This window comes from Xenorhabdus budapestensis (assembly GCF_002632465.1).
GTDB lineage: Bacteria > Pseudomonadota > Gammaproteobacteria > Enterobacterales > Enterobacteriaceae > Xenorhabdus > Xenorhabdus budapestensis.
The window spans coordinates 49,955-74,406 of sequence record NZ_NIBS01000007.1 but is presented as its reverse complement, the minus strand read 5'-3'; the positions used below and the strand labels follow the sequence as shown (position 1 = coordinate 74,406).

At 39.0% G+C, this 24,452-nt stretch carries 24 protein-coding genes; 14 read left to right on the top strand and 10 right to left on the bottom strand.

All coding sequences use genetic code 11. From position 1 onward, the window contains the following. Positions 1-26: 26 nt before the first annotated feature. A complete protein-coding gene (gene putP / locus Xbud_RS08655; protein ID WP_099135690.1) occupies positions 27-1,511 on the bottom strand; it encodes a sodium/proline symporter PutP in 1,485 nt (494 codons plus the stop codon). A gap of 545 nt (positions 1,512-2,056) precedes the next feature. Between putP and putA the strand changes: the two genes are divergently transcribed. Further along, positions 2,057-6,031, top strand: coding sequence for a trifunctional transcriptional regulator/proline dehydrogenase/L-glutamate gamma-semialdehyde dehydrogenase (gene putA, locus Xbud_RS08650; RefSeq protein WP_099135689.1), 3,975 nt, complete (start codon positions 2,057-2,059; stop codon positions 6,029-6,031). A 106-nt stretch (positions 6,032-6,137) separates the two neighbouring features. On the opposite strand, the gene fliZ is transcribed toward putA, so the two are convergent. From fliZ to Xbud_RS08635, 3 genes are all read right to left on the bottom strand, one after another. Next, a complete protein-coding gene (fliZ, locus tag Xbud_RS08645; RefSeq protein ID WP_099135688.1) occupies positions 6,138-6,653 on the bottom strand; it encodes a flagella biosynthesis regulatory protein FliZ in 516 nt (171 codons plus the stop codon). Between the two features lie 51 nt (positions 6,654-6,704). Beyond that, positions 6,705-7,427: an RNA polymerase sigma factor FliA gene (locus tag Xbud_RS08640; protein WP_047680173.1), complete on the bottom strand. Its 723-nt coding sequence runs from the start codon at positions 7,425-7,427 to the stop codon at positions 6,705-6,707. 292 nt (positions 7,428-7,719) lie between these two features. Then, positions 7,720-8,802, bottom strand: coding sequence for a FliC/FljB family flagellin (locus tag Xbud_RS08635; RefSeq protein ID WP_099135687.1), 1,083 nt, complete (start codon positions 8,800-8,802; stop codon positions 7,720-7,722). 276 nt (positions 8,803-9,078) lie between these two features. On the opposite strand from Xbud_RS08635, the gene fliD reads away from it, so the two are divergent. From fliD to Xbud_RS08610, 4 genes are all read left to right on the top strand, one after another. After that, positions 9,079-10,545, top strand: coding sequence for a flagellar filament capping protein FliD (fliD, locus tag Xbud_RS08630; RefSeq protein ID WP_099135686.1), 1,467 nt, complete (start codon positions 9,079-9,081; stop codon positions 10,543-10,545). Positions 10,546-10,556: 11 nt separating this feature from the next. Then, the gene (fliS, locus tag Xbud_RS08625) at positions 10,557-10,967 is read left to right on the top strand and encodes a flagellar export chaperone FliS (protein WP_099135685.1); all 411 of its coding nucleotides are present in this window, start codon (positions 10,557-10,559) and stop codon (positions 10,965-10,967) included. Then, entirely contained in the window at positions 10,967-11,344 is a 378-nt protein-coding gene (fliT, locus tag Xbud_RS08620; protein ID WP_099135684.1) for a flagella biosynthesis regulatory protein FliT, read from the top strand. Before fliS ends, fliT begins: the two co-directional genes overlap by 1 nt. A gap of 632 nt (positions 11,345-11,976) precedes the next feature. Next, on the top strand, positions 11,977-12,714 hold the full coding sequence (locus tag Xbud_RS08610) for a cyclase family protein (RefSeq protein ID WP_099135765.1): 738 nt from the start codon (positions 11,977-11,979) through the stop codon (positions 12,712-12,714). 150 nt (positions 12,715-12,864) lie between these two features. On the opposite strand, the gene Xbud_RS08605 is transcribed toward Xbud_RS08610, so the two are convergent. Next, positions 12,865-13,878: a glycoside hydrolase family 113 protein gene (locus tag Xbud_RS08605; protein ID WP_099135682.1), complete on the bottom strand. Its 1,014-nt coding sequence runs from the start codon at positions 13,876-13,878 to the stop codon at positions 12,865-12,867. Between the two features lie 596 nt (positions 13,879-14,474). On the opposite strand from Xbud_RS08605, the gene Xbud_RS08600 reads away from it, so the two are divergent. Further along, positions 14,475-15,095: a phage baseplate protein gene (locus tag Xbud_RS08600; protein WP_244589890.1), complete on the top strand. Its 621-nt coding sequence runs from the start codon at positions 14,475-14,477 to the stop codon at positions 15,093-15,095. Between the two features lie 574 nt (positions 15,096-15,669). After that, positions 15,670-17,070 (top strand): D-serine/D-alanine/glycine transporter, encoded by a 1,401-nt coding sequence (gene cycA / locus Xbud_RS08595; protein ID WP_099135681.1) that lies wholly within the window; start codon positions 15,670-15,672, stop codon positions 17,068-17,070. A gap of 109 nt (positions 17,071-17,179) precedes the next feature. On the opposite strand, the gene Xbud_RS08590 is transcribed toward cycA, so the two are convergent. Next, a complete protein-coding gene (locus tag Xbud_RS08590; protein WP_099135680.1) occupies positions 17,180-17,563 on the bottom strand; it encodes a nuclear transport factor 2 family protein in 384 nt (127 codons plus the stop codon). Between the two features lie 47 nt (positions 17,564-17,610). On the opposite strand from Xbud_RS08590, the gene Xbud_RS08585 reads away from it, so the two are divergent. Continuing rightward, positions 17,611-17,943, top strand: a complete 333-nt coding sequence (locus tag Xbud_RS08585) for a GNAT family N-acetyltransferase (protein WP_339353682.1) — start codon at positions 17,611-17,613, stop codon at positions 17,941-17,943. Positions 17,944-18,226: 283 nt separating this feature from the next. Here Xbud_RS08585 and speD read toward each other — a convergent pair whose 3' ends face one another. The 3 genes from speD to Xbud_RS08570 all read right to left on the bottom strand — a co-directional run bounded on the left by speD (position 18,227) and on the right by Xbud_RS08570 (position 20,249). Then, positions 18,227-18,502 (bottom strand): adenosylmethionine decarboxylase, encoded by a 276-nt coding sequence (gene speD, locus Xbud_RS20450; protein ID WP_099135679.1) that lies wholly within the window; start codon positions 18,500-18,502, stop codon positions 18,227-18,229. 2 nt (positions 18,503-18,504) lie between these two features. Further along, positions 18,505-18,981, bottom strand: a complete 477-nt coding sequence (locus Xbud_RS20445) for a bis-aminopropyl spermidine synthase family protein (protein WP_099135678.1) — start codon at positions 18,979-18,981, stop codon at positions 18,505-18,507. A gap of 380 nt (positions 18,982-19,361) precedes the next feature. Then, on the bottom strand, positions 19,362-20,249 hold the full coding sequence (locus Xbud_RS08570; protein WP_099135677.1) for a LysR family transcriptional regulator: 888 nt from the start codon (positions 20,247-20,249) through the stop codon (positions 19,362-19,364). 126 nt (positions 20,250-20,375) lie between these two features. On the opposite strand from Xbud_RS08570, the gene Xbud_RS08565 reads away from it, so the two are divergent. The 5 genes from Xbud_RS08565 (at position 20,376) to Xbud_RS08545 (ending at position 22,799) form a co-directional block, all read left to right on the top strand. After that, entirely contained in the window at positions 20,376-21,293 is a 918-nt protein-coding gene (locus tag Xbud_RS08565) for a DMT family transporter (protein ID WP_244589889.1), read from the top strand. 292 nt (positions 21,294-21,585) lie between these two features. Further along, positions 21,586-21,909 carry a phage holin, lambda family gene (locus Xbud_RS08560; protein ID WP_099135676.1) on the top strand — a complete coding sequence of 108 codons (324 nt, stop codon included), beginning with the start codon at positions 21,586-21,588 and terminating at the stop codon, positions 21,907-21,909. Between the two features lie 17 nt (positions 21,910-21,926). Continuing rightward, a complete protein-coding gene (locus Xbud_RS08555) occupies positions 21,927-22,169 on the top strand; it encodes a site-specific DNA-methyltransferase (RefSeq protein ID WP_244589888.1) in 243 nt (80 codons plus the stop codon). 95 nt (positions 22,170-22,264) lie between these two features. Next, complete coding sequence (locus Xbud_RS08550; protein WP_099135675.1) at positions 22,265-22,501, top strand: TA system antitoxin ParD family protein; 237 nt, start codon at positions 22,265-22,267, stop codon at positions 22,499-22,501. Beyond that, positions 22,470-22,799, top strand: coding sequence for a type II toxin-antitoxin system RelE/ParE family toxin (locus Xbud_RS08545; RefSeq protein ID WP_099135674.1), 330 nt, complete (start codon positions 22,470-22,472; stop codon positions 22,797-22,799). The genes Xbud_RS08550 and Xbud_RS08545 overlap by 32 nt, the downstream gene beginning before the upstream one ends. A 16-nt stretch (positions 22,800-22,815) precedes the next feature. Here the strand turns inward: Xbud_RS08545 and Xbud_RS19790 are convergent, their stop codons facing one another. Next, a complete protein-coding gene (locus tag Xbud_RS19790; protein ID WP_169923046.1) occupies positions 22,816-23,265 on the bottom strand; it encodes a hypothetical protein in 450 nt (149 codons plus the stop codon). Positions 23,266-23,772: 507 nt separating this feature from the next. Here Xbud_RS19790 and Xbud_RS08540 point away from each other — a divergent pair. Then, entirely contained in the window at positions 23,773-24,426 is a 654-nt protein-coding gene (locus tag Xbud_RS08540) for a Crp/Fnr family transcriptional regulator (RefSeq protein ID WP_169923045.1), read from the top strand. The last annotated feature ends 26 nt before the right edge of the window (positions 24,427-24,452 follow it).

Here is a 24,452-nt window from a genome sequence, read left to right as displayed (position 1 = left end):
AAATATCAGAGGCTTTTTAGTAGAATTTATTTAGTCTTATACAGAGCTTCTGCTTCAGTAAAACGCTGCTGAATAGTCTGGTTTGGAGCTTTACCCAACAAACTCACTACCACAATCGCAAAAGAAGCAAAAATAAACCCTGGGATGATTTCATACAAACCAAACCATTGGTATTCCATCCATACCAGTACCGTGATTGCACCCACCACCATACCAGCCAATGCCCCATCACGTGTCATCCGTTTCCAGAGCACTGAAATTAACACTACCGGGCCAAATGCAGCGCCAAAGCCAGCCCAGGCATTACTGACCAAAGCCAATACTTTGTTGTTCGGGTTGGTCGCTATCGCTATCGCGATAGCTGCGACCACCAGAACCATCAAACGACCAATCCACACCAGTTCTTTTTGACTTGCTTTAGTCCGTATAAATGCTTTGTAAAGATCTTCTGTCAATGCACTGGAACAAACCAGCAATTGACAACTCAAGGTACTCATAATCGCAGCCAGAACAGCAGACAGTAATACCCCAGTAATCCACGGATTGAATAAAATGACCCCCAACTCCATGAAAATACGTTCACTATTTTGCATAACATTCCCAGCTTGTGCTGGATTTTGCTCAAAATAGGCAATACCGAAGAAGCCAACGGCAACTGTTCCTGCGAGACATAAAAACATCCAGGTCATACTGATACGACGGGCTTTATGGATAGTCTGATGAGAATCAGCCGCCATAAAGCGAGCCAGAATATGTGGTTGACCAAAATAACCGAATCCCCACCCTAATAAGGAGATAATAGTGATGGTCTGTACACCCTGAAACATATCCAGATAAGCAGGATCTTTTGCTTTGATAATATCAATAGCTGATTCAAATCCACCAAGTTTAAAAAGGATCAAAACAGGCACCAGAATCAAAGCAAAAATCATTAAAGATGCCTGAACTGTATCGGTCCAGCTTACAGCCAGAAAACCACCGAGAAAGGTATAAGCGATGGTAGCTAATGCACCAATCCAAATCGCTTTTTCATAACTCATACCGAATGTGTTTTCGAACAACAATCCGCCAGCCACAACAGCAGATGCGCAATAAATTGTGAAGAAAATCAAAATGACTAATGCGGAAATAATGCGCAGAAGTTTACTTTTATCTTCAAAACGATTGGTAAAATAATCCGGTAATGTTAAGGCGTTATTATTAGCTTCAGTATGTACACGCAATCTCCCTGCAACCCATCGCCAGTTCAGATATGCACCAAGCAGACAACCTAATGCAATCCAAGCTTTGGAAATACCCGCTAAAAAAATCGCACCCGGTAGCCCCATTAATAACCAGCCACTCATATCAGAAGCGCCAGCAGATAATGCTGTTACCACACTGCCTAATCGCCGGCCACCTAGAATATAATCATCGAAATTTTTGGTGGCACGGTAAGCCATGAAGCCTATTAGCAGCATCGCAGCAATATAGACAATAAAGGTAATTAGCATTGGTGAATTTACTGTCATGCAGGTTCTTCTCCATAGTATTTTTTTGCAAATCCTGTTTATTCAGACGGTCTGATTTGCGTCAATGATGTTATCTGTATTTAAAATTCCCCTATCAGCCCAATATATCTTCAAAGCAAGTATCCACTTGTCCGGTTATACCAGAGTTGTACCCGAAGATAATTTTACTGAAGGTGGAGTTATTCCGGTATGTATAGTTTATATTTGTAATTGTTTTTAAATCACTCTCTATCCTAGATTAGCTAAAACATTTTTAACAACTTATTAACGGTATTTTTTACAAGAAACGCTTGCCAAGTCACATTTATGCTCCAGAAGTTGTACCTTTTATAAAACGGTCGATTATGATTTGATTCATAAATATGATAAAAATATATTATGTATCATATAGATAATTCATTAATAATAAGCTCACCAACTACATTCATCAAAATCAGATTAATTTCACAAATTCCAAACAACAGCTTTTAACATGGTTGCACAAAGTTGCAACATGGAAGATATTGTTCTGTAACTTGATTAGTCTTACCTATTAAGGAGTGAGAATGGGTAGTACCACTATGGGCGTGAAGCTCGATGAAGCAACGCGTGATCGTATTAAAACTGCTGCACAACGAATTGAACGCACACCACACTGGCTGATTAAGCAAGCCATCTTTAATTATCTCGAACGTCTGGAAAATGAGGAAAAGATCCCAGAAATATCAGCCGCCCAGAATAACAAAGAAGAAAAGATTTCCGAAGAAGAATCACAGATTGAGGCCCCTTATCAACCATTTCTGGATTTTGCCGAACATATTTTACCCCAATCGGTGAAACGTTCCGCAATTACTGCTGCGTATCGTCTGCCTGAAACACAAGCAGTTCCTATGTTGCTGCAACGGGCTCAATTATCAGAAGAACAAACTAAGGCAACCCATAAACTTGCTTATTCCATCGCAGAGAAATTACGCCAACAGAAACATGGTATTGGTCGTTCCGGTCTGGTTCAGGGGTTATTGCAAGAGTTTTCACTTTCTTCACAGGAAGGTGTTGCATTAATGTGCCTTGCCGAAGCGCTGCTACGCATTCCCGATAAAGCAACCCGTGACGCCCTGATCCGTGACAAGATCAGTAACGGCAATTGGTATTCACATCTTGGTCAAAGCCCGTCCATGTTCGTTAACGCTGCTACGTGGGGATTGTTGTTTACAGGTAAACTGGTCTCTACCCACAATGAAGCCAAACTCTCTAAATCCTTAAATCGGATCATCAGCAAGAGCGGTGAACCATTAGTACGCAAAGGCGTAGATATGGCAATGCGTCTGATGGGCGAACAGTTTGTGACAGGGGAAACTATTGCTCAGGCTCTCGCCAATGCGCGCAAGCTGGAAGAAAAAGGATTCCGTTACTCTTATGACATGCTTGGTGAAGCCGCTCTGACTGAAGAAGATGCACAGGCTTATATGGTTTCTTATCAACAAGCTATCCATGCGATTGGTAAGGCATCAAACGGGCGTGGCATTTATGAAGGGCCGGGAATTTCCATCAAACTCTCTGCCCTACATCCCCGTTTTAGCCGTGCCCAGTATGAGCGTGTTATAGATGAACTCTATCCGCGCTTACTTGCGCTGACCTTACAGGCTCGCCAGTATGATGTTGGTATCAATATCGACGCAGAAGAAGCTGATCGCCTGGAAATTTCTCTCGATTTGCTGGAAAGACTCTGTTTTGAACCACAACTGGAAGGCTGGAACGGAATTGGCTTTGTGATTCAGGCTTACCAGAAACGCTGTCCTTTCGTGATTGACAGTATTATCGATTTGGCACAACGTAGCCGTCACAGGTTGATGATCCGTTTGGTAAAAGGCGCATATTGGGACAGCGAAATCAAACGTGCCCAAATCGATGGGCTGGAAGGATATCCGGTCTATACCCGCAAAGTGTATACCGATGTTTCTTACCTTGCCTGCGCCCGCAAGTTACTTTTCGTTCCTAATCTTATTTACCCACAATTTGCTACTCATAATGCTCATACTCTGTCTGCTATCTACCATCTCGCCGGGCAAAATTACTATCCTGGTCAATATGAATTCCAGTGCCTGCATGGTATGGGTGAGCCGCTTTATGAACAAGTGGTTGGCAAAATTGCTGATGGTAAGCTCAATCGACCATGTCGCATTTATGCGCCAGTCGGAACACATGAGACGTTATTAGCCTATCTGGTGCGCCGCTTGCTAGAAAATGGGGCTAATACATCGTTTGTCAACCGCATAGCAGATACATCCCTGCCGATTGATGAATTGGTTGCCGATCCGGTGAAAGTGGTACAAGAGTTGGCTAAATCCGAAGGGCAAATCGGCCTGCCGCATCCGAAAATCCCATTGCCAATTGATTTGTATGGTAAAACCCGCGTCAATTCATCGGGGCTTGATCTTTCCAATGAACACCGTCTGGCTTCACTTTCCAGCGCCCTGCTGAGTTCTTCAATGGAAACATGGAATAGTGAACCGCTGTTGGGTGGTGATTACACCCATACCGGAGAGTTACCTGTAGCCAAACCTGTCAATAACCCGGCCAAATCTTCTGATACCGTTGGTTATGTTCGTGAAACCACTGAGCAGGAAGTCAACCATGCGCTGGAAGTTTCCACTAATGCAGGAGCAATCTGGTTTGCAACACCACCATCAGAGCGAGCGGCTATCTTAGTGCGTGCTGCGGAGTTGATAGAAAACAACCTGCAATCCCTGCTTGGTATTCTGGTGCGTGAAGCGGGTAAAACGTTTAACAATGCTATTGCAGAAGTCCGTGAAGCGGTGGATTTCCTCTATTATTATGCGGATCAAGTTCGTCAGGATTTCGCCAATGATACACATCGCCCGCTGGGACCTGTGGTTTGTATCAGTCCATGGAACTTCCCTCTGGCAATTTTCACCGGTCAGATTGCCGCAGCATTAGCCGCTGGTAACAGTGTATTGGCAAAACCAGCAGAGCAAACACCGTTGATTGCAGCAGTTGCCGTTAAAATGCTACATCAGGCAGGCATTCCCCGCGACGTCCTGCAATTGCTACCGGGACAAGGGGAAACCGTCGGCGCAATGCTGGTAGGTGATGAGCGCGTACGTGGTGTGATGTTCACCGGCTCTACCGAAGTTGCCAGCCTGTTACAACGCAATATAGCCGGTCACCTTGATGCACAAGGGCGTCCAACGCCATTGATTGCAGAAACAGGCGGCATGAATGCGATGATTGTCGATTCTTCTGCCCTGACAGAACAGGTTGTTACCGATGTTATTGCGTCTGCCTTTGACAGTGCTGGTCAACGCTGCTCTGCCTTGCGCATTCTCTGTGTACAAGATGACGTAGCCGACAGAACACTCACTATGTTGAAAGGGGCTATGACTGAATGCCGGATGGGCAACCCGGAACACTTGGCTACAGATATCGGCCCGGTGATTGATGCTGAAGCGAAAGCAAATATCGAACGCCACATTCAAACCATGCGTACCAAAGGCAGAACGATTTATCAGGCTAAAAATGCATCAGACAGCCAAGAATGGTCACAAGGTACGTTCATCAAACCAACACTTATCGAACTGGACAGCTTTGATGAATTAAAAAAAGAAATTTTCGGCCCGGTTCTGCATGTTGTGCGCTTTAAACGGGATGAATTGGATAAGTTGTTGGATCAGATTAACGCCTCCGGCTACGGTTTAACATTGGGTATTCACACTCGTATCGATGAAACCATCGCTCAAGTTACCAGTAAAGCGAAAGTCGGAAATTTATATGTCAACCGCAATATGGTAGGGGCTGTCGTCGGCGTACAGCCATTCGGTGGTGAAGGATTATCGGGAACAGGGCCAAAAGCAGGCGGGCCACTCTATCTTTATCGTCTGTTGTCCCAACGTCCAGTCAATGCTGCTACTCAAACACTGGCGCGACAGGATGAAGAGTATTCACTGGATGCCAAAGCCCGAACTGCCCTACATTCTCCTTTCAACACACTGGCTGAATGGGCAACAGTATGTAATCATTCAGAACTGAACAAGGTTATTCAGGAATATAGTTTACTGGCTCAGGGAGGAACAACGCGTGTATTACCGGGACCTACGGGAGAACGTAATACCTATACCCTGTTACCGCGTGGTCAAGTCCTTTGTCTTGCGGATAATGAGCAGGATGCGCTGATCCAATTGGCGGCGGTGCTTTCTGTCGGCTGCCAAGCTATTTGGGAAAAAGATGATCTGCACCAACAGTTGCTGCAACAGTTACCGGATGAAATTCGTTATTCTATTCATTTGGTCAATGACTGGCAGAATGAAGACACAGCAATGGAAGCGGTCATTTATCATGGTGATTGTGATCAACTTCGCTATGTTTGTGAAACTGTCGCGCAACGTAAAGGGCCGATTATTTCTGTACAAGGCTTTGCCCGTGGTGAAACTAATCTGCTACTGGAGCGTTTATTGCACGAGCGTTCTTTAAGCATTAATACTGCGGCGGCAGGTGGTAATGCCAGCTTAATGACTATTGGTTAAAAAAGATGGGTTAAAAAAGACGGGTTAAAAAAGCAGAGGGAAATGCGTTATTATCACATTCCCCTCTTAAATTGTTCAGCCCAACAGACGTTATGTCTTTGTCTAATTAACAATGTCCGTTCTGTTGCCAGCTCAGATATTGTTCATATTTACGCAGCGCGATATTGTAGTTACTGAAAGCGGACTGAGACAATTTCTCACTCAATTTTTCCTGAATTTTTTCTGGTGTGAACTCTTCTTCAGGATAATTACTTGATGTCAGTAACTCATCCAGTCTCCGCAAACGAACCACATATTCACGTACTGTGCTATGGCTCATCTCTGTTTGTTCAAACAGATACTGTTTAAATGACATTATGTCGAAGTAATCAGTTTGGCTATTGCAATAAATTTCACTACAGAAGCGGCACAGCGCTACAAATTTACCCTGTAACTCATTCCATGTTTTGTCATCAACCAGTTCAGTCATCTCAGAAATTGCTTCTTTATTGATGACCTGACCGTTAAAAACAAGGGAAATACGGTCAAGAGTCTTATGACAATGCAAACAATGAGTCTGACTATGTTTATAATCCTTAATATAACGGCTAAGAGGCCGTTTCTTTTGTGTTGTAACAGACATAAGAGATAAAGCCCTGTGTGTAGTCTTAACAAAAAACAAATAAGCAAAAAGTTACTTCTCTGGATTCAAACGCGCCCGCAGCCTTTTTATTGCCTGGCTGTGGAGCTGACTCACGCGAGATTCCCCCACATTAAGTACCGCGCCAATCTCTTTAAGATTAAGTTCTTCCTGATAATACAGCGTAAGAACCATTTTTTCCCTTTCAGGCAACGACTCAATGACATCGATAACCCGTTGACGGAGGTCACCTTCCAGTAACTGTTGGAGAGGGTTTGTCTCATGCTCTTCCTCAATTACCGGCTCACAGCTTTCACCATGAATTTCGTGCCATTCGTCATAAGAAAATAGTTGACTGTTATTGGTTTCTAACAGTATTTGCCGATATTCTATCAGATTAATCTTTAATTCTTTAGCAACTTCCTGCTCACTGGCTGGACGGCCTAACTCTTGCTCAAGTTTACGGATGGTTTGCGTGACTTCCCGTGCATTGCGTCGAACACTACGCGGCGCCCAATCACGGCTCCTCAACTCATCCAGCATTGCACCTCTGATGCGCTGCACCGCATAGGTGGTAAACGCCGTTCCTTGTAAGGAATCATAACGTTCCACCGCATTCAGTAACCCTATGCCACCGGCCTGAAGCAGGTCATCAAGCTCTACACTGGCAGGCAATCTTACCTGTAGCCTCAGTGCTTCATGGCGAACCAGTGGTACATAGCGCTTCCAGAGGCTATTTTTGTCCATCACGCCTTCGGCGGTATACAAATCGCTCACAACAACAGACACCTTTGGATAAGAGACTGGATACCATTATCCAATCACCTAATCGGTACAATCGTTTGAACAATGAAGTAAAAGCGCTTCTTTTTCACCTATGCGAAATTTTTGTTGTCCGCCCGAATGCATCGCAAGTTTCAGGCTGTCCCTGACGAACGTTAAAATCGTTTTTATTAAACAGTTTCTGTAAAACAGAGGCTAAAAAATAAGGATCGGCAAGCCGATCCTTATTTTATAAGCGGGAGCTATGTAGGTTGCCCTGCATAAATCCTTAGCTGGAAAATAAAAATTAACGCAGCAGAGACATAACAGTTTGTGGAATCTGGTTCGCCTGAGCCAAAACAGAAGTACCAGCCTGTTGCAGGATCTGACCACGGCTCATGTTAGAAACTTCAACTGCGTAGTCAGCGTCTTCGATACGGCTACGAGCAGCGCTCAGGTTGTTAACAGTGTTGTTCAGGTTGTTAACAGTGGATTCCAGACGGTTTTGAACTGCACCCAGGGAGCTACGCAGGCCATCGACTGTTGCCAGAGCGCTGTCCAGAGCATCCAGAGGGCGATCGTTAACTTTTGGAGGGTATTCTTTACTAATAGTTATTTTTCCATTTTCATCGGCTTTTACTTCAGCATACTTAGTCTCACCTGTTTTATCATCTTTGTAAGACATCAGGAGATTATCTCCGTCAGCTTTGCCATCTTCTTTCATTTTCTGAAAGACCTTAGCTTCAGAGATATCTTTAAGAGCAGAAGTATCAACTTTCACTTTGCCGTCAACTTTTTTACCAGTACCATCATCTACTTTACCTTTAACTTCGGTTAATTGCTCACCAAAAGTAGAAGCTTTAGTTGCATCGAACTTATCCAGTTTCAGAACAGTACTGTCGATTTTTTTCAAATCGATGGTGATAGTTTCATTATCGTTTGCACCAACCTGAACAGTCATTTTGCTATCTTTGCTCAGTACTTTCACGCCGTTAAACTGAGTTTGTTCAGAGATACGGTCAATTTCGTCCAAACGCTGTTTAACTTCGTCCTGAATTGATTTGATATCACTTTTAGAATTACTACCGTTTTGAGACTGAACAGTCAGTTCACGGATACGTTGCAGGTTGTTGTTGATTTCGTTCAGAGCACCTTCGGTAGTCTGAGCAATGGAGATACCGTCGTTTGCGTTACGAGCAGCCTGAGTCAAGCCTTTAACATTAGCAGTGAAACGGTTAGCGATCGCTTGACCAGCAGCATCATCCTTCGCGCTGTTAATACGTAAACCAGAAGACAGACGCTCAATAGCAGAGCCTAAAACGCCTTTAGATCTGGTCAAGTTGTTCTGAGCCAGCAGAGATGAATAGTTAGTATTAATGACTGATGCCATAGTAGAGTTCCTTTTAAAATCAAGTCGATATAATTAGTTTGAGCCTATTCGCTCACGGTGTTCATCACCGCCAACAGTTTTATCGGCCCCTTAAAAAGAACCTTTAATATTTCTTGAAAAAACTTTTTTATTTTTTTCTCCCTTTTCCCCGATAACCCAAACAGCGCCTGTTCTCATCAATTATTCTGTCAATCAAAAAAATCATTTTGTCAGTAAACTTTTCACAAATTAATCCGATAACAAGTCCAGTGATGCTTTTTATTAAAAGGAGTCAATATGGCTAGCATTTCCTCAGTAGGAATCGGATCTGGGATGATGGATCAAAACTTACTGGATAAACTTGAAGCAAATGAAAGAAAACGTTTACAACCATTAACACAACAACAAAGCAGCTATAAAGCTAAGCTAACCGGTTTTGGCACATTAAAAGGTAGTTTGGAAAAGTTAAAGAGCGCATCCGAAGAACTCAAAAAATTCGATAAACTCAATACGACCAAAACCAGCGAAGATCATAAAACATTTACGCCCAGTACGGATTCTAAAGCCAGTCCGGGTAACTATGTTATTGAAATAAAACAACTTGCGAAGGCCCAGTCTCTGCGCTCTACGGAAGTTGCTGATGTAAAAGCCCTGCAAGGAGAACAAGGTAAAGGTACTCGTACCATTATTATCGATCAGCCAGGTGAACCAAGTAAAAAAGAGCCAATGCGCATTTCTATTTCCCTGAAAGATAATGAAACTTCTCTGGTTGAAATCCGTGATGTCATCAATAAAAAAGAGGGTAACGTTAATGCCAGCATCATCAAAGCAGAAGATAATAAAAACTATCTGATCCTGACTTCGAAAAAAGCCGGCACAAAATCCGTCATGACCATCAAAGTTGAAGGTGATGATCAGTTGGGTAATTTGCTGAACTATACATCTGGCGGCAAAGGTGGCGGCACTAGTGCAATGACACAAACAGTGAAAGCGACCAATGCGAAATTAACAGTCAATGGCATTGAAATTGAACGCCAAACTAATGAGATAAAAGATGCCCCGGAAGGCATTACCCTAAGCCTGAAAAAAGTCTCGGAAAAAGTCACAGAAAAAGTCCCGGGAAAAAGTGACGAAACTCAAGAAGTGGTTAAACCAGAAACTTTGGTTATATCCCGTGATATCGAACCAATGAAAGAGGCGATCAAAAAGTGGGTTGATGCTTATAATGAAGTACAAACCACTTTTGATTCACTGACCAAATTTAAAAAGGTTGGAAAAGGTGAAGCGGCTTCGAAAGACAATGGTCCCTTATTGGGTGACGGTACTTTAAAAGGTATTCAAAGCCAACTAAGGCAACAATTGTTTGCAGCACAAAAAGTCGTTGATATTGCTACCCTGAATAAATTGGGCATCAAACAGAAATTGGATGGTACGTTGGAAATCAGCAACGAAAAACTGGAAAAAAACCTGAAAGAAAAACCTGCCAACGTTAAAGCTTTCTTTATGGGGGATGGAGAAAAAACTGGTTTTGCAACCCAGACCTATAATTTATTGAAAAAAACGTTGGATAGCCATGAAGGAACTATCGCAACAGTAACCGAAGGTATCAATAAAAGTCTGAAAACACTAGAAAGGCAAGTAGAACAGACCAACAGAAATATTGATGCTACGATGGCGCGTTATAAAAAACAATTTACAGCACTGGATAAGCTTATCAGTTCAATGAACCAATCAGGTTTATCCTTGGCCCAGCTTTTAAAATAATAAAGGATATTATGTATCAACGTTCGGCAAGCCAGTTATACGCTCAGGTAGATCTTGAGAGCGAAATTATGAATGCCTCTCCTTACCAGTTGATTCAGATATTGTTCAATGGGGCGCTCAGCGCCCTGCGTCGTGCAATTATTCTGATGCAGCAGGGGAATATTCCGGAAAAAGGTTTAGCTATTTCAAAGGCGATAAATATCATTGATAATGGTCTCAAAGAGGGACTTGATTTCGAAAAAGGCGGAGAGATTGCCCAGAATCTTTTTGCTTTATATGATTATATGAGTCGTCGTTTACTCCATGCTAATTTACGCAACGATGAGAAGGCTATTACCGAAGTGATTGATTTACTTTCCGAGATTTCAGATTCTTGGCGGCAAATAGGTCCTCATTACAACGCCAGTCAGGATATTGTTTGATGAAAAATGATCTGGATCTTTTGTCAGCTTACCAGCAGATCCTTAATTTAAGTGAGCAGATGCTTGATTTAGCTAGAAATGAAAAGTGGGATGCACTTGTTGATATGGAAATCACCTACCTGAAAGCAGTGGAAGTGGTTACTTTATTATCAAAAGATTCAGATGCTCCTATTTCATTGCAGCAGAAATTAACCAAAATTTTGCAGACTGTCTTAGATAATGAAAAAGAAACTAGGAGATTATTGCAAAAACGATTAGATGAACTTAGCGACCTGATTAAACAGGAAAGCTGTAAGCAATTATTACATGATACTTATGGGCAATTCCCTATCAGTGATTATGAAATGGAGCTGACATCTACAACAGATAAGACATAAATATAACAACAACACCATGATATTTTATTAATATAATATTAATTAGCGGTATCGTTTATTCATATTCATTTCAGGTGGTGTCATTTAGTCACCATCCCTTTTTCGGGTAGTCTAATTCGGCATTATATTGTATGCATAACCTGCAAACAATAAATATAAAAACACAAACATTTTCAAAACAAAAAATTAACTCATGGATGATGATAATGGATTTTTCAGACAATAAGCAGATGGAAGAATAATAAAAATTTATTATTAATTAAAAACCAGATATTCAACGGAATGATATGAAAATTTTTTTTAATTTTATGCTATTAATCGGCAGGCATCCACTGGTAAAAAATAAGTTACCAATAACCTATTCAGAATGGGAACCACTTTATTACCAAACAATAGCAGTTACTAACCCTTTTATCGATAATGACAAATCTCCAATGGTTATTATTACCTCATTAATTATCTCAGAGTAGGAGTGTTCATTTACCAATCTCACCTATATTGATATCACTCTTGGAAGATATTAATATTCACAAACAGACAGGTCTTGGTGACTGCTTAAGCAGTCACCTACATTGAAAATGTACCCTGTCTTTCTCAAAAACGCCCCTACAATTAAACAAGATGAGGCTGTTATGACAAACGATATCTTACAGGCACTCACTTTATTAAAATCCAAAAAATGGATCGATTTGACACATAGTTTTGATCAAGACTCACCCCATTTTTTTATGTTTAACCCTGCTCAAATTAAAACACTGTTTAGTTATCCAGATGGATTTTTCGCCCAACAATTTACCTTTGTTGGTCAATATGGTACTCACATTGATGCCCCTTGCCATTTTATACCTGATGCTCGTTTCTTGAATGAATTGGAATTAAAAGAACTAGTGTTACCATTAATTGTCATTGACCAGTCAGAACGGGCAAAACAAGAGCCTAATTTCTCACTGTCTAAAGATGATATTCTCCAGTTTGAAGCCACACATGGCATTATTGAAGCAGGCACTTTTGTCGCACTAAGAACAGACTGGAGTAAACGCTGGCCATCTCAGGAAAAAATGGATAATAAAGATATCAACGGAAATAACCAGACACCCGGCTGGGGATTAGATGCTCTCAATTTTCTCTTTGAAGAAAGAAAAATAAAAGCTATCGGGCACGAGACTTTTGATACTGATTCAGCCAAAGACTCCAGAAAGAATAGTGCGTTACTCAGCGAGAATTATGTATTGGCACAAGATACTTATCAAATAGAAGTAATGACCAATTTAGATCAAGTGCCAACTCGTGGAGCGGTTATTTTTAATATTGTTGCTAAACCAGAAAAGGCTGCGGGATTTCCAGTACGTTCGTTTGCAATAATTCCATAATCTTCAGCCCTATAACGTAGTTCAAGCTCTTTCTGGTAATTAACAGAAGAAAATAGCAAGCTTGAACTACTTATTTTTCTTAAACTACCCATGTTTTTTAAACTACGGTATTTTCTTTAACCATTATATTTTAATGTCGAATAACTAAAACTATTCCTTGTACCACTCATTAATAATTATTTCCGCTTCTTTACTATGGATTTGATATGGATGTTTTTTATCACAAGATCCAATAAACCATATGGAGAAACCTTTAAAATAGGATTTTGGCTCCATTATTTCTCTATAAGCACGCCATCCATTAATTTGTATTTCTGCTGAGAATGTATCTGATGTATGAGGATTCCACGGAGTTCGCAGTCCATATTCACATGCAGGAATATTAAACCCACCAAAATATACCATTTTTTTAGTTGAACGATGTAACCGTTCAATTTGGTAGATAACTTCTTGAGCACGACTATAAATAGTCGTTGAAAACAAACATTCTATTACTTCTTCATAAGATGGAATTTTCTTGTCTGAAAGTTCAAACCAGCAGTCGATGCCAACAAAATCCACCTTCTTTAAATAAGGTCGGTTTATCCTCTGTATAAATTTAGCTTCATAGGAAGGATCCCAAACCGCCGTTATCCACGAATTCATCTGATATATAACGTTACCATCATATTGCTTACGGGTAAAATCGATAACATCATTCCAATACCCTTCTGCATACTCCATATAAATAAAATTAGAAGCAATTTTTAATCCATAAATATTATATTTATTAGTTATTGAATCAAAAATATCTTGTAATACAACTGTTTTCCAATTCCAGAAAAATTCATTAATATCGTTTGGGTTCCATTCCGTTTCACCGATGGAACCTTGCTGGATGAATGGGAACGGTTCAACGATAATTTTTATATCATGCTTTAATAATTCTTTAATCAGATTAATAGCATGCTGTTTTTGATATTGGTTCACAGTAAATTTAGAAGATGTTACCTCTGGAATATCTATTTCAACAGGAACATTTACGGTGTTTAAATTAAATCGCTTCACATCTTCTAATATTTTATCTATATTAATGACATCCTGTACCTGTATATTACCTGATTTTATTTTATCTTTTTTGATAGTATTTCTTTGCTTTAATTCCTGAGAAGAAATATTTTCCATAATCACCTCGGATATTTAGCCAATTTATTTAATTGTCAATTATGTACTTTATCCTTTTTGCAGAAGAAACGATGGTATAAATTTACTTGAGGTAAGATTTTTTATTAAATGACTTTTGTTAACGGTTAAGAGTTTGGTACATGGCAGATTGAGCATGAAGAATTTGCGTTTACTTTGAGTTATAAACAACAGCAGCGATTGGCTAACTTTGACAGCGTTTAGTTAATTAATGGACTTTACTTGCTTCTATCAATGAGAAGAAATTATTAATAATCAATGAACTATGATGGTCGCTATTTCAACCATCTTTATGGAGTATCTCATTTTTATAGTACCAAGTGTTATCAGTTATTTGATAAATTTTATTATTTACTATTTGTTATTTTGTGCCATTCTGCCATCAAAGCATACAATTTACCAAATATTAACCAGCTGAATTTATCCAAGCCGTACTCTCCAGTATTGATGAACTGATTTTATTGATGTTCACAGGCGGAGAAGTATCCTACCGCCTCATATTGCCAAAGATATTTTCAATTAAACCTCTTTGGCTTAATTAACTAGCAATGTACGTTGTTAATACATGAGGAATCAATATGAGCATTCAAAATAAGAAGCGCACAATAAAAACGTTAACTGAAGATGAATTAGCGTTAGAACGGGAAAAACATGCTGTAACCATTGATATATTATATCCTGTTGGGATTGTTACATTTTTTGCTCAAAGTAAAAATCCAAACATCCTATTCCCTGACACAGTCTGGGAATATATTGGCGAAAATAAAACTATCAGACTAGGAGCTTTAGATGGTTCCGACATTTTATCAATAGGAGGAAATGACACTATCACATTGAAAGCTTCACAACTCCCTCCTCATAATCACTCATTTTCAGCTACAACAGATTCATTTGATTATGGAATAAAATCAACCAGTGTTGCGGGTGATCATCAGCATGCTACGGCATTATCATATGATCAAAGTCGGGAACCTATATGGGGTGGATATGTTCAGAAAGGAGTATCAATTATCGGAGCTAAATATACAGATAATTATAAAGTTGCATATACAGATACTCAGGGCAATCATTCTCATTCTGTAAATATTGGTGCCCATAACCATACTGTTTCTGGAACAACATCAAGTACTGGGTACAGGGAAGTAATCAATATTACCAATAGTTATATTATTCTGATGGGATGGTATAGATTAGAATAAAAAAATTGCATTTGCTAGATACCTAATTTTCGAGGCACTTCATTGGGGCGGTTTTTAACGCCCCTTTTGTTATTTTCTACTCAAAATAACTCTCCCGCCTTCTGTCGGTATTAGGGACAAGCTGCTTTGTCCTTACTTTGTCTGTAGTTGTGGTATTAAGTGAAGAGCAACAGCAGCGCCGTAAGTCATTTAATGGAAAAAAGTTAATCATTTATACTTTCTATTACTCCCTAGAGGTATCCTAGAAAAAACAAAGGACTCACAAAATTAACGCAATTCCTTGATAATTCTGGTGGGTCTAAGAGTCAACTGCTCTACCAACTGAGCTAACGACCCAATATATTGATTATCGTCCCCTGGCAATTAATTAGTCAATGCTCTATCTCTATATACACTTTCAGTAAATGAATAAAATAAATACAACATCTAATTTTGTGAGTAGCGTAAAATACAACCTATTGGTTTTTCGTGTAAATTCCTTCTGTTAATACTGTAGTTGTCTATGTCACAATGGCTCCTTAAACACAGCTTGCTGCTATTGAGGTCATGCTGTGAGAATAAACTGGATACAACTATGGAAGAAAAAATACAACTCACACACCCACCTGAAACTGAGGGCTCGCACCTTCAGCGAAGTCTGACTAACCGACATATACAGCTTATTGCTATTGGAGGAGCTATCGGAACTGGTCTGTTTATGGGATCAGGTAAAACTATCTCTCTGGCGGGGCCATCGATCATTTTTGTCTATATGATCATTGGATTTATGCTGTTTTTTGTGATGCGTGCAATGGGAGAGTTATTACTTTCCAACTTGCATTATAAGTCATTCAGTGACTTTGCCGCAGATCTACTTGGGCCATGGGCCGGTTTTTTTGTAGGCTGGACTTATTGGTTCTGCTGGGTGATTACCGGTATCGCTGATGTTGTCGCTATTACCTCTTATGTCGGATATTGGACACCTGATTTTCCTGAATGGGCCACTTCACTTCTATGTGTTTTGGTATTGCTGACTCTGAATCTCGCGACAGTAAAATTGTTCGGAGAATTGGAGTTTTGGTTTGCGATGATTAAGATTGTTGCCATTGTTGCCCTGATTGTGACAGGGGGAGTACTGATTGGCATCCATTTCCAATCACCTGCGGGGCACATTGCCTCCCTTACCAACGTTTGGAATGACGGAGGTATGTTTCCAATGGGGCTGAGTGGTTTCTTTGCGGGCTTTCAAATCGCTATATTTGCTTTTGTTGGAATTGAATTGGTAGGAACCGCTGCTGCGGAAACCAAAAATCCAATGCAATCCCTGCCAAAAGCAATTAATGCCATTCCGATCCGAATTATCACATTTTACGTGTTAGCCTTGACTGTTATTATGTCGGTTACACCGTGGCGCGCGATTGTGGCAGATAAAAGCCCATTTGTGGAATTATTCGTTCTGATTGGATTACCGGCAGCAGCCAGTATTGTGAATTTTGTGGTTCTGACTTCTGCTGCTTCCTCGGCAAACAGTGGGGTTTTCTCCACTAGCCGGATGTTATTTGGTTTGGCAAAAGAAGGGGATGCACCAAAACAGTTCAGCCGTCTTTCCCGGCGCTCGGTGCCTGCATCGGGTTTGATATTTACGTGTTTATGCCTCTCCTGTGGCGTCATTTTGATCTATTTTATCCCCGATGTAATGCGTGTCTTTACATTGGTAACGACAGTATCTGCCATTCTGTTTATGTTCATCTGGAGCATGATTTTGTGTTCCTATCTGGCTTATCGGAAACGCCGCCCTGAGTTGCATAAAGCATCTATTTATAAAATGCCATTCGGTATTGTTATGTCATGGGTGTGCTTAGCCTTCTTTGCTTCTGTTTTGGTATTGCTGTCTTTGCAGCCTGATACCGGGCAGGCACTGATTGTTACACCAGCCTGGTTTATTATTTTAATGATTGGGTTTCAGGTTGTGAAAAGGCGCAGAGTCCGTATTTAATTGTTGAATAATCACTCTGTATAAAAAATGGCCCCGATGTAGGGCCATTTTTTATCATTCCTAAACAACCTGCTTTTTACTACAGCTTTGTGACAGATAGCTTGTATGGTCAGTCTGCCATTTTTGTCCCTTGGTGGAATCTTAGTTGCCATGTACCAGATGCCGATAACTGCCAAATGGATGAACGCAGGACTTTGTTATGTGGATGTCCTGACTTATCCATTTCATAAGATTGATAAGTAAGAAGTACAATATTTTTATCCAAATTCTGCATATTAAAGTTTTTTGAAAAAATCTGTGAAATAGTATTTCTTTCTTCTTTTAATGCATCCTCAACAATTTTTTTAGTATAAACATAACCTGACTTTCCTATTTCCAAAAAATCATCATGTAAGATGGTATTTACCCAGTTATTATCATTTCTTTTTTCTCTATGCAGGCTCATTTCAAGATTTTTTATCAATGAAAAAATAGTTGAGTTTTCTTGCTTCATAGGCCACCTCAAAAAGTAATGGATTCAGTAAAAATAACTATATTTAAATAATAGATGGCAAGGTAGTAGGTACAATAGGATTATTTACTTACGTTAATCCAAGACGCAGACATGTTGTAGGCATTGGTATCGGTATTGATGCTGGCTATTCAGGTAGAGGTATTCGCTCAAAGATGATGAAATTTGCCATTGACTATGCTTTCAATTGGCTTGCTTGTACTAGGATTGAATTGGAAGTATTCACTGATAATGAGAAAGTGATAGAGCTGTACACTAAATTTGGTTTTGAAATGGAAGGCATTCAACGTAAAGCTGCCTTTAAAAATGGTCAATATTGTGATGTTATGGCAATGTCCCTAATAAATAATCGGATATTATAATATTTTATTAAATCTTAAAATACTAAATAAAACTGCTTTTTATTCTTTCATTTATGTCATAACCAGATTTTTATTTCGATAATAAATCAAATTTTAGTCATGTTTGGTCAGATGGACCTATCTGCCAGACATGAATTATAAAAATATTAGGAAAATAAACTGGATATAACCATGTATTTTCCTCATCATTGAAATAATTTACTAATACCAGGGAGGGTATTAGTGGATTGTTAAATTTATCCGATAATTAAAAACCTCGTTGTAATATTTTCCACTCATATTCTTATGAATTTAATTGGCTTTGTAGCTGTTTCATAAGAGTTTCATGATGCTCAAAATCACTACATATTAATAAATCAAGGGCTGCATAGTTATATTCAGGCCAGGTATGTATAGTAAAATGTGACTCTGCTAATATCACAGCGCCACTAACTCCCCTGAGTTTGGATTGATAAAAATGGCAGTTGATAATGTTGAATTCACCTTTATGAGCAATATCAATCATCATGGTTTCGATCGCTGACACAGACTTTAATTTATCTGTTTCGCAATTTTTCATCTCTATGACAAAAATAATTTTAATCCATCGAAAGTATATGGTGGATCTGTCAAGATAACATCAAAGGATTTAGCATATTTATTAGAGTGCTTCAGATCTACGAATTCTGTATTAATAATAAAATTATTTTCTTTTGATACCTCTCTAATGAACTCCAATAGTTCTTTATCTATATCTTTGACATAAATATTATTTTTGCAATAATGGCCTGGTTTTTTAAATGCCATCATTAAAGCTAAAGATGTTAAATCATCATCCCCTAAAAAGAGAATTTTTTGCTTAAATACTATTGGATTATTCAGTAATAACATTACTTTGTGTATCGATGTATCCAAAGTCGTATGGGCTTGATCTAATATGAGGAAAGTTTTTTCTGCCTGTTTTTGGTCAAAATCAGTTAATTTAAGAATGATTTTTACATTGAATCCATATGTTTCACATGCAATATTACTATTGTTTGTCTGTGATTCCTGGACCATAAATTCATATCTGGCAACTCGATAAAGACTTTGTATGCTTGTTCTAAAATATATTGATGCTTTTTCTGTGCTTTCATTTTATTGCCATTGAAAAAGACATCAATGTCACTTTCGGAGTAATCTATGTTAAATATTTTTCTTTTGCAATAAGAATATTGTCCATAAATTGGCATGAAATTATTTTTATATAGTGATTATTGTAAATTTTACTATAACGGTAGAGTTAATTAACTATATAATATTTACTACAATCACTTTGTAGTAAATATTATAGACAAATAGTAAAAGGGGGCTCGCGGACAAGAAAGAGGGGTATGTTTATGTAATGTATGTATTGTTAAAGATAATTTGATTTCTTTATCTTTTTTCGTAATTTTAATTTACCCGGAGAGTTGCTTTCGATTTTGAGAAACAACATCTGTTAGAAAATCCGCGATTTTCCTTATCCTGGGAGAGTGTGCCAAATCTGCCTGAATAACAAGCCAAAGAGGTTGTTCTAACTCCGGTTGCTGTGAAACACAAATAAAATCTGTAGTGTTGGCAATAAAGTGGGGCAGTATTGCTAATCCTAAACCTGCTTTTACTGCTGCAATTTGGGCTGAAAGTGAAGTTGTAGCTATAGAGAGTGGGCGGCCTTTCAGGATTTTCTCTATCCATTTGGATGATGGGAGTTGCAGGTATTTATCAGTCCAACTGATAAAGTGGATGTTGTCATATGCGCCTTCAGGTATCTTAGCCGGATGATTTATAAAATATTTTTCACTGGCATATAACCCAAAACCCAATATACCTAATTGACGCACTGTAACATGACCTTGTTCAGGTCTGACAAGGCGAAGGGCTAAATCAGCATCACGGCGATGAAGATTTACAGTATGTACATCAGTAATGATTTCCAGCGTCAGATCTGGGTAGTTTTTTTGTAAGGTTGATAGATTAGGAATAATTAAATTACTGGCAAGAAGTTCGGTTGTTGCGAGGCGGACTTTACCAGCGATTTTTGTACGTATATCAGCCTCAGCCAGAAATGAATTTGCAGCTATTTCCATTGCCTTGGCTTTTTCCAGTAGTTCTCTTCCATCTTCCGTTAACTGATAACCTGTCTGATGACGGAGGAATAAAGGCATTCCGAAAATTGTTTCAAGCCGTTCAATTTTTCGCGATACCGTTGCGATACCAATATTAAGAAGCGTTGATGCATTACTGATAGTTCCAGTTTGTGCGACTGCCAGGAATACTCGAATATCATCCCAAATAAGTGATTGCATATTATGATTTCCATTTTTGGAAAATTATTTTCTGTTTATGTCTAAATATTTCATTTTTGAACTATGCCACAATAATTCCAGGAAAAACAACCCAGTTATCTTTTTAAAAATTAAGAGAGTTAAATCATGAACATACGAATAACACCACAGATAGCGGTTGTTCTGACGTTAATTGCGACATTTTTATGGGGTTCAAACTTTCAGGTAACTAAAATAGCTCTTGTAGCTCTCCCTCCGTGGACAGCTTCTGGTGAACGTTTTGTTTTTGCTGTCTTATGTATTTTCATTTTTATGATGTTCAGAAGAAAAATTAATGGCAGGGTGCTTAAGAAAAATTGGTTGGCTTTTATTTGCCTTGGAGGAATTGGTATTGCGGGATTTAATGGAGCATTGTTTGTTGGTCTCCAACATGGACATCCTGTGACTGCTGCATTAATAATGGCAACGACTCCAGTTTCTGCCAATATTTTAGAAGCTATTATTAATCGTCGTTTTCCTGAAATAATACGAACGATTGGAATGATTATTAGTTTACTTGGTGTGGCATTGGTAATTACCAATGGTCAGTTGATCTTTGGTAGCACGGTTCATATAGAAAAAGGGGTATTGATTATTTTTGCAGGGAGTCTCAGTTGGGCAATTTACACCGTTGGAATTCGTGTATTTGTTACAGAAGCAACTCCACTTGAAACCACAAGTTGGACAATGTTTTTTGGCATGATTATATTGGTAATAGTTACAATTGTTGTTGAATCTCCTGTTCCTGCATTATTATCAGCTCCACTTGAGAGCCATTTGGCGAGTATTTATATGGGTATTGCTGGTTCTTTTCTTGCTTATTTATTTTGGAATATAGGTATTACTATTCGTGGGGCAGGTAAAACAGCGATATTTTTTAATTTTGTACCTGTCTTTGCATTAATAATACAGATAATTGTAGAAAACAGGTTCAACTTAATTCAGTTTATTGGAGGTACTCTTACTATTTTAGGCGTACTGTTGGGACAAGGTACTAGTAAAATGTTCCGAAGAACGCTGCCGTGATATTGGCATTGTGGTAACCAACGAAAAAATGAATGCGATGAAACTAATTAATGACCTGTGGCACACGTTGAGGAACATTTGACTGTGTGATTTAGTACTGAGCAAGACACAAGTATATGACAGTGTGATTGCTTTATGCTGAGGCTAATATGGATATATACAAACGTCACTCAGTATTGGATCAATCCCTGTCTGACCGATTCTGATTTGGGCAATATCATCGGAACCGTGATTGAACCGCCAGAAATAACTTTATATCTGTGACGTCAATTATTCAATTATGGGACTAATGATGAAAGAACATCCTGATTTATGGATTGAACTTATGGATAGCCTGAGAGATGCCTGGCCACAGATATCCGGCTCCTTGCTGGCTATTATGATCTGTTATGGACGTCTGATTTATGACGGTGTAGAACGAAAAAACCGTTGGGCTGAACCTTTTTTATGCGGGGCGTTGTCATGGGGATTCTCAAGTGCGCTGGAACTGGTTGGTATTCCCAGCAGTATGTCACCCGCACTTGGTGGTGCTGTGGGCTTTATTGGTGTAGAAAAATTGCGTGAGATTGTGAACCGTATCATTGATAGGCGTTTGGATGAAAAATCACATGATTAATTAAAGAAAAGGCCAACGTGGAGTTGAACAAACTATACCATGAATTGGTAGAATCTCACCTTACCTTGTCACGTCAGTATGAAGAGTTGCGGCAGGAATACGGTTTATTGCGCCGTTCGTTCTCGGTAACGGCAGAGGTGCCTTATCCCGATGTCTGGTATTTTTCACCTGTTCAAAATTATTCGGGCAAACAGCCCTGTGAAAAGCCAGCTGACCTTATGGTGCATATTATCCAGTCCAGCAGCCGTGAAGGAGATTAGATCATTTTGTACTCTTTATTGCAATAAATAGATGCAAAAAGAGACAAAAGAATGCAATAATCAGTATGTTTATGCGTAGAAAGCGAGGTTTTCTAATGGCAACTAGTGTTCGACTTGATGATGACTTCGTTAATGAAGTGAAGATTCATGCAGAAGTTGCAAGTAGAAGCGTACCTAAGCAAATAGAATATTGGGCTAAAATCGGCAAGATAGCTGAGGAAAACCCTGATTTGCCATATGCTTTTATTCTTGAATCTTTACTGGCAAAGAGCGAAGTGGGCAACCAAAAGGTAACTCCCTATGTCAGAAAGACCAAAAAACGCCAAAATTGAGATTTACCAAACAAGGCGTTTTTCTAAAGCATTATCAAAGTTACCTGAAAATCTTCTTAGCGTAGTAGAAGATGAAATAGACATGATCATTGATAATCCTGAAATTGGTGAACAGAAGAAAGGAGATTTGAGTTTTCTACGTGTTCATAAATTTCGCTTGAATAAGCAATTAACATTGATCGGTTATCACTGGATTGAAGGAAAATTAGAGTTATACCTATTGAACTTTGGTCCACATGAAAATTTTTATCAGGAACAGAAACGACATAGGCGCGATGACTTAGGGTTTATTGAATAGAACCATTTTTAAATAATCAAAGGCTGCGTTCCGGCGTGGCCTTTTTCATTTTGTCACCGCATTTAGTAGAGACCAATTTATTCATATGAATATACTCTTCGTCTTTCAAGTCGCCTCTTTGTTGGCTGCGCTCACTCACTCCGGTCACCGTTTTTATAAACATCCGGTTATCTATGCTACCGGGAATTAATGAGAGGCTCCTGCCTCTCACCGGAGGCCAGCCTTTGGCTGGGCGAATTCGTTCCCGACGAATTTGTCGTTCCTTTGCCGCCACGACACAACTTGAAATCCATTGAATATAGACCTTTTTATGTTCACATAAATTGACTAGTTTTAATTCAATTTCAGGTGAAGTTAATAAACGACTAAATTTTATAGGATAAGTAAAATAGCATAAAAGAAAACCTCGCTCACCAATGCGCAAAAGGAGAGTCTGCCTGAACTCAGGCAAGCCGAATGATAACATTTGATAATGTTAAAGCCTTTCTCGATTCCATAAATCAAGGGCGTATATATGAAGGAATGAAAGCAGTGTGTTCGGACAGATCGTAATCGCTGTTTGGAAGTGATCGTTACCAGCACTGGCTCCCCCGGCAACCCAGTTTTAAGGGGGAACCCGCCCGTCTTCTTTGAACAAAAACGGCTACCGTTCCTGTAATAGACCATCTACTTTATACCTCAAATGATTTTTAGGTACTAAGTCGCCAAGCGAGAGAATTTATAATGGAAATTTTGTGGAAATAACCTTCTTAATATGGCTCCAAGCTTCGTTTGGCGAATAAGATTTTTCTGGAAAAAATAGCAGATTGTCAGCTTATTAAGGCTGGAATGCTCAATATTGAGCATCCTGTCCCAAAAATATGAGTTACGTTTACGGAAAGTTAAAGGAAAGTTAAAGGTTTTGTATGGCTTTTTAAAATTATAATGATTTTTCCAGGGTTATCTATTTAATTAAAACAATGGGGTAATGCTAATGAGCAATAGTGCTGGAAATTTCAATGGTAGTATTGTTGACTTTATCCGTGGCGATAGTGCTTCTGTTAAGAATATAAGATTTTACAAAGATGAATATATATATGTTGGAGGAGGGAGAGGAAATTTCTATTTTATAGAAAAAGGGCATGTTAAAGTCTCTACCCAAACCGAAGATGGCAGAACATGTAACATTGGTTTTTATAAAGAAGGAGATTTTTTTGGTGAAAGTGGTTTATCTGGGGATATTATACCTGAAACGGCGACAGCTTTAATTGATTGCGCAATAAAAAAGATAAATTTTTCTTCATTTTTAGAAGAAATAAAAGGTAAAGTCATCCTTTATCATTTTGTAATTTATATGGCAAATAAAATCATAGAACACCAGAAGACAATTTCTAGCTTTGTCATCTTTAATAGTGAGAAGAGATTAGCCTATTCTTTGATGAGGATGGCCTCAGAAATTAAAAATGATAATGTATCTTCTATTAAGAACAAAATTTCTTATCAGGATCTATCTTATATGGTAGGTACAACCCGATCCCGTGTCGGATATTTTATGAATTTTTTTCTTAGGCAAGGGATCATTAAGGAGTCTAAAGATTGTTTTCTGATTGTTGATAAGAAAAGAATTGAAGAATATTTAGTAGAGTAATAAATAATTTGGTGACTTATTTCTTA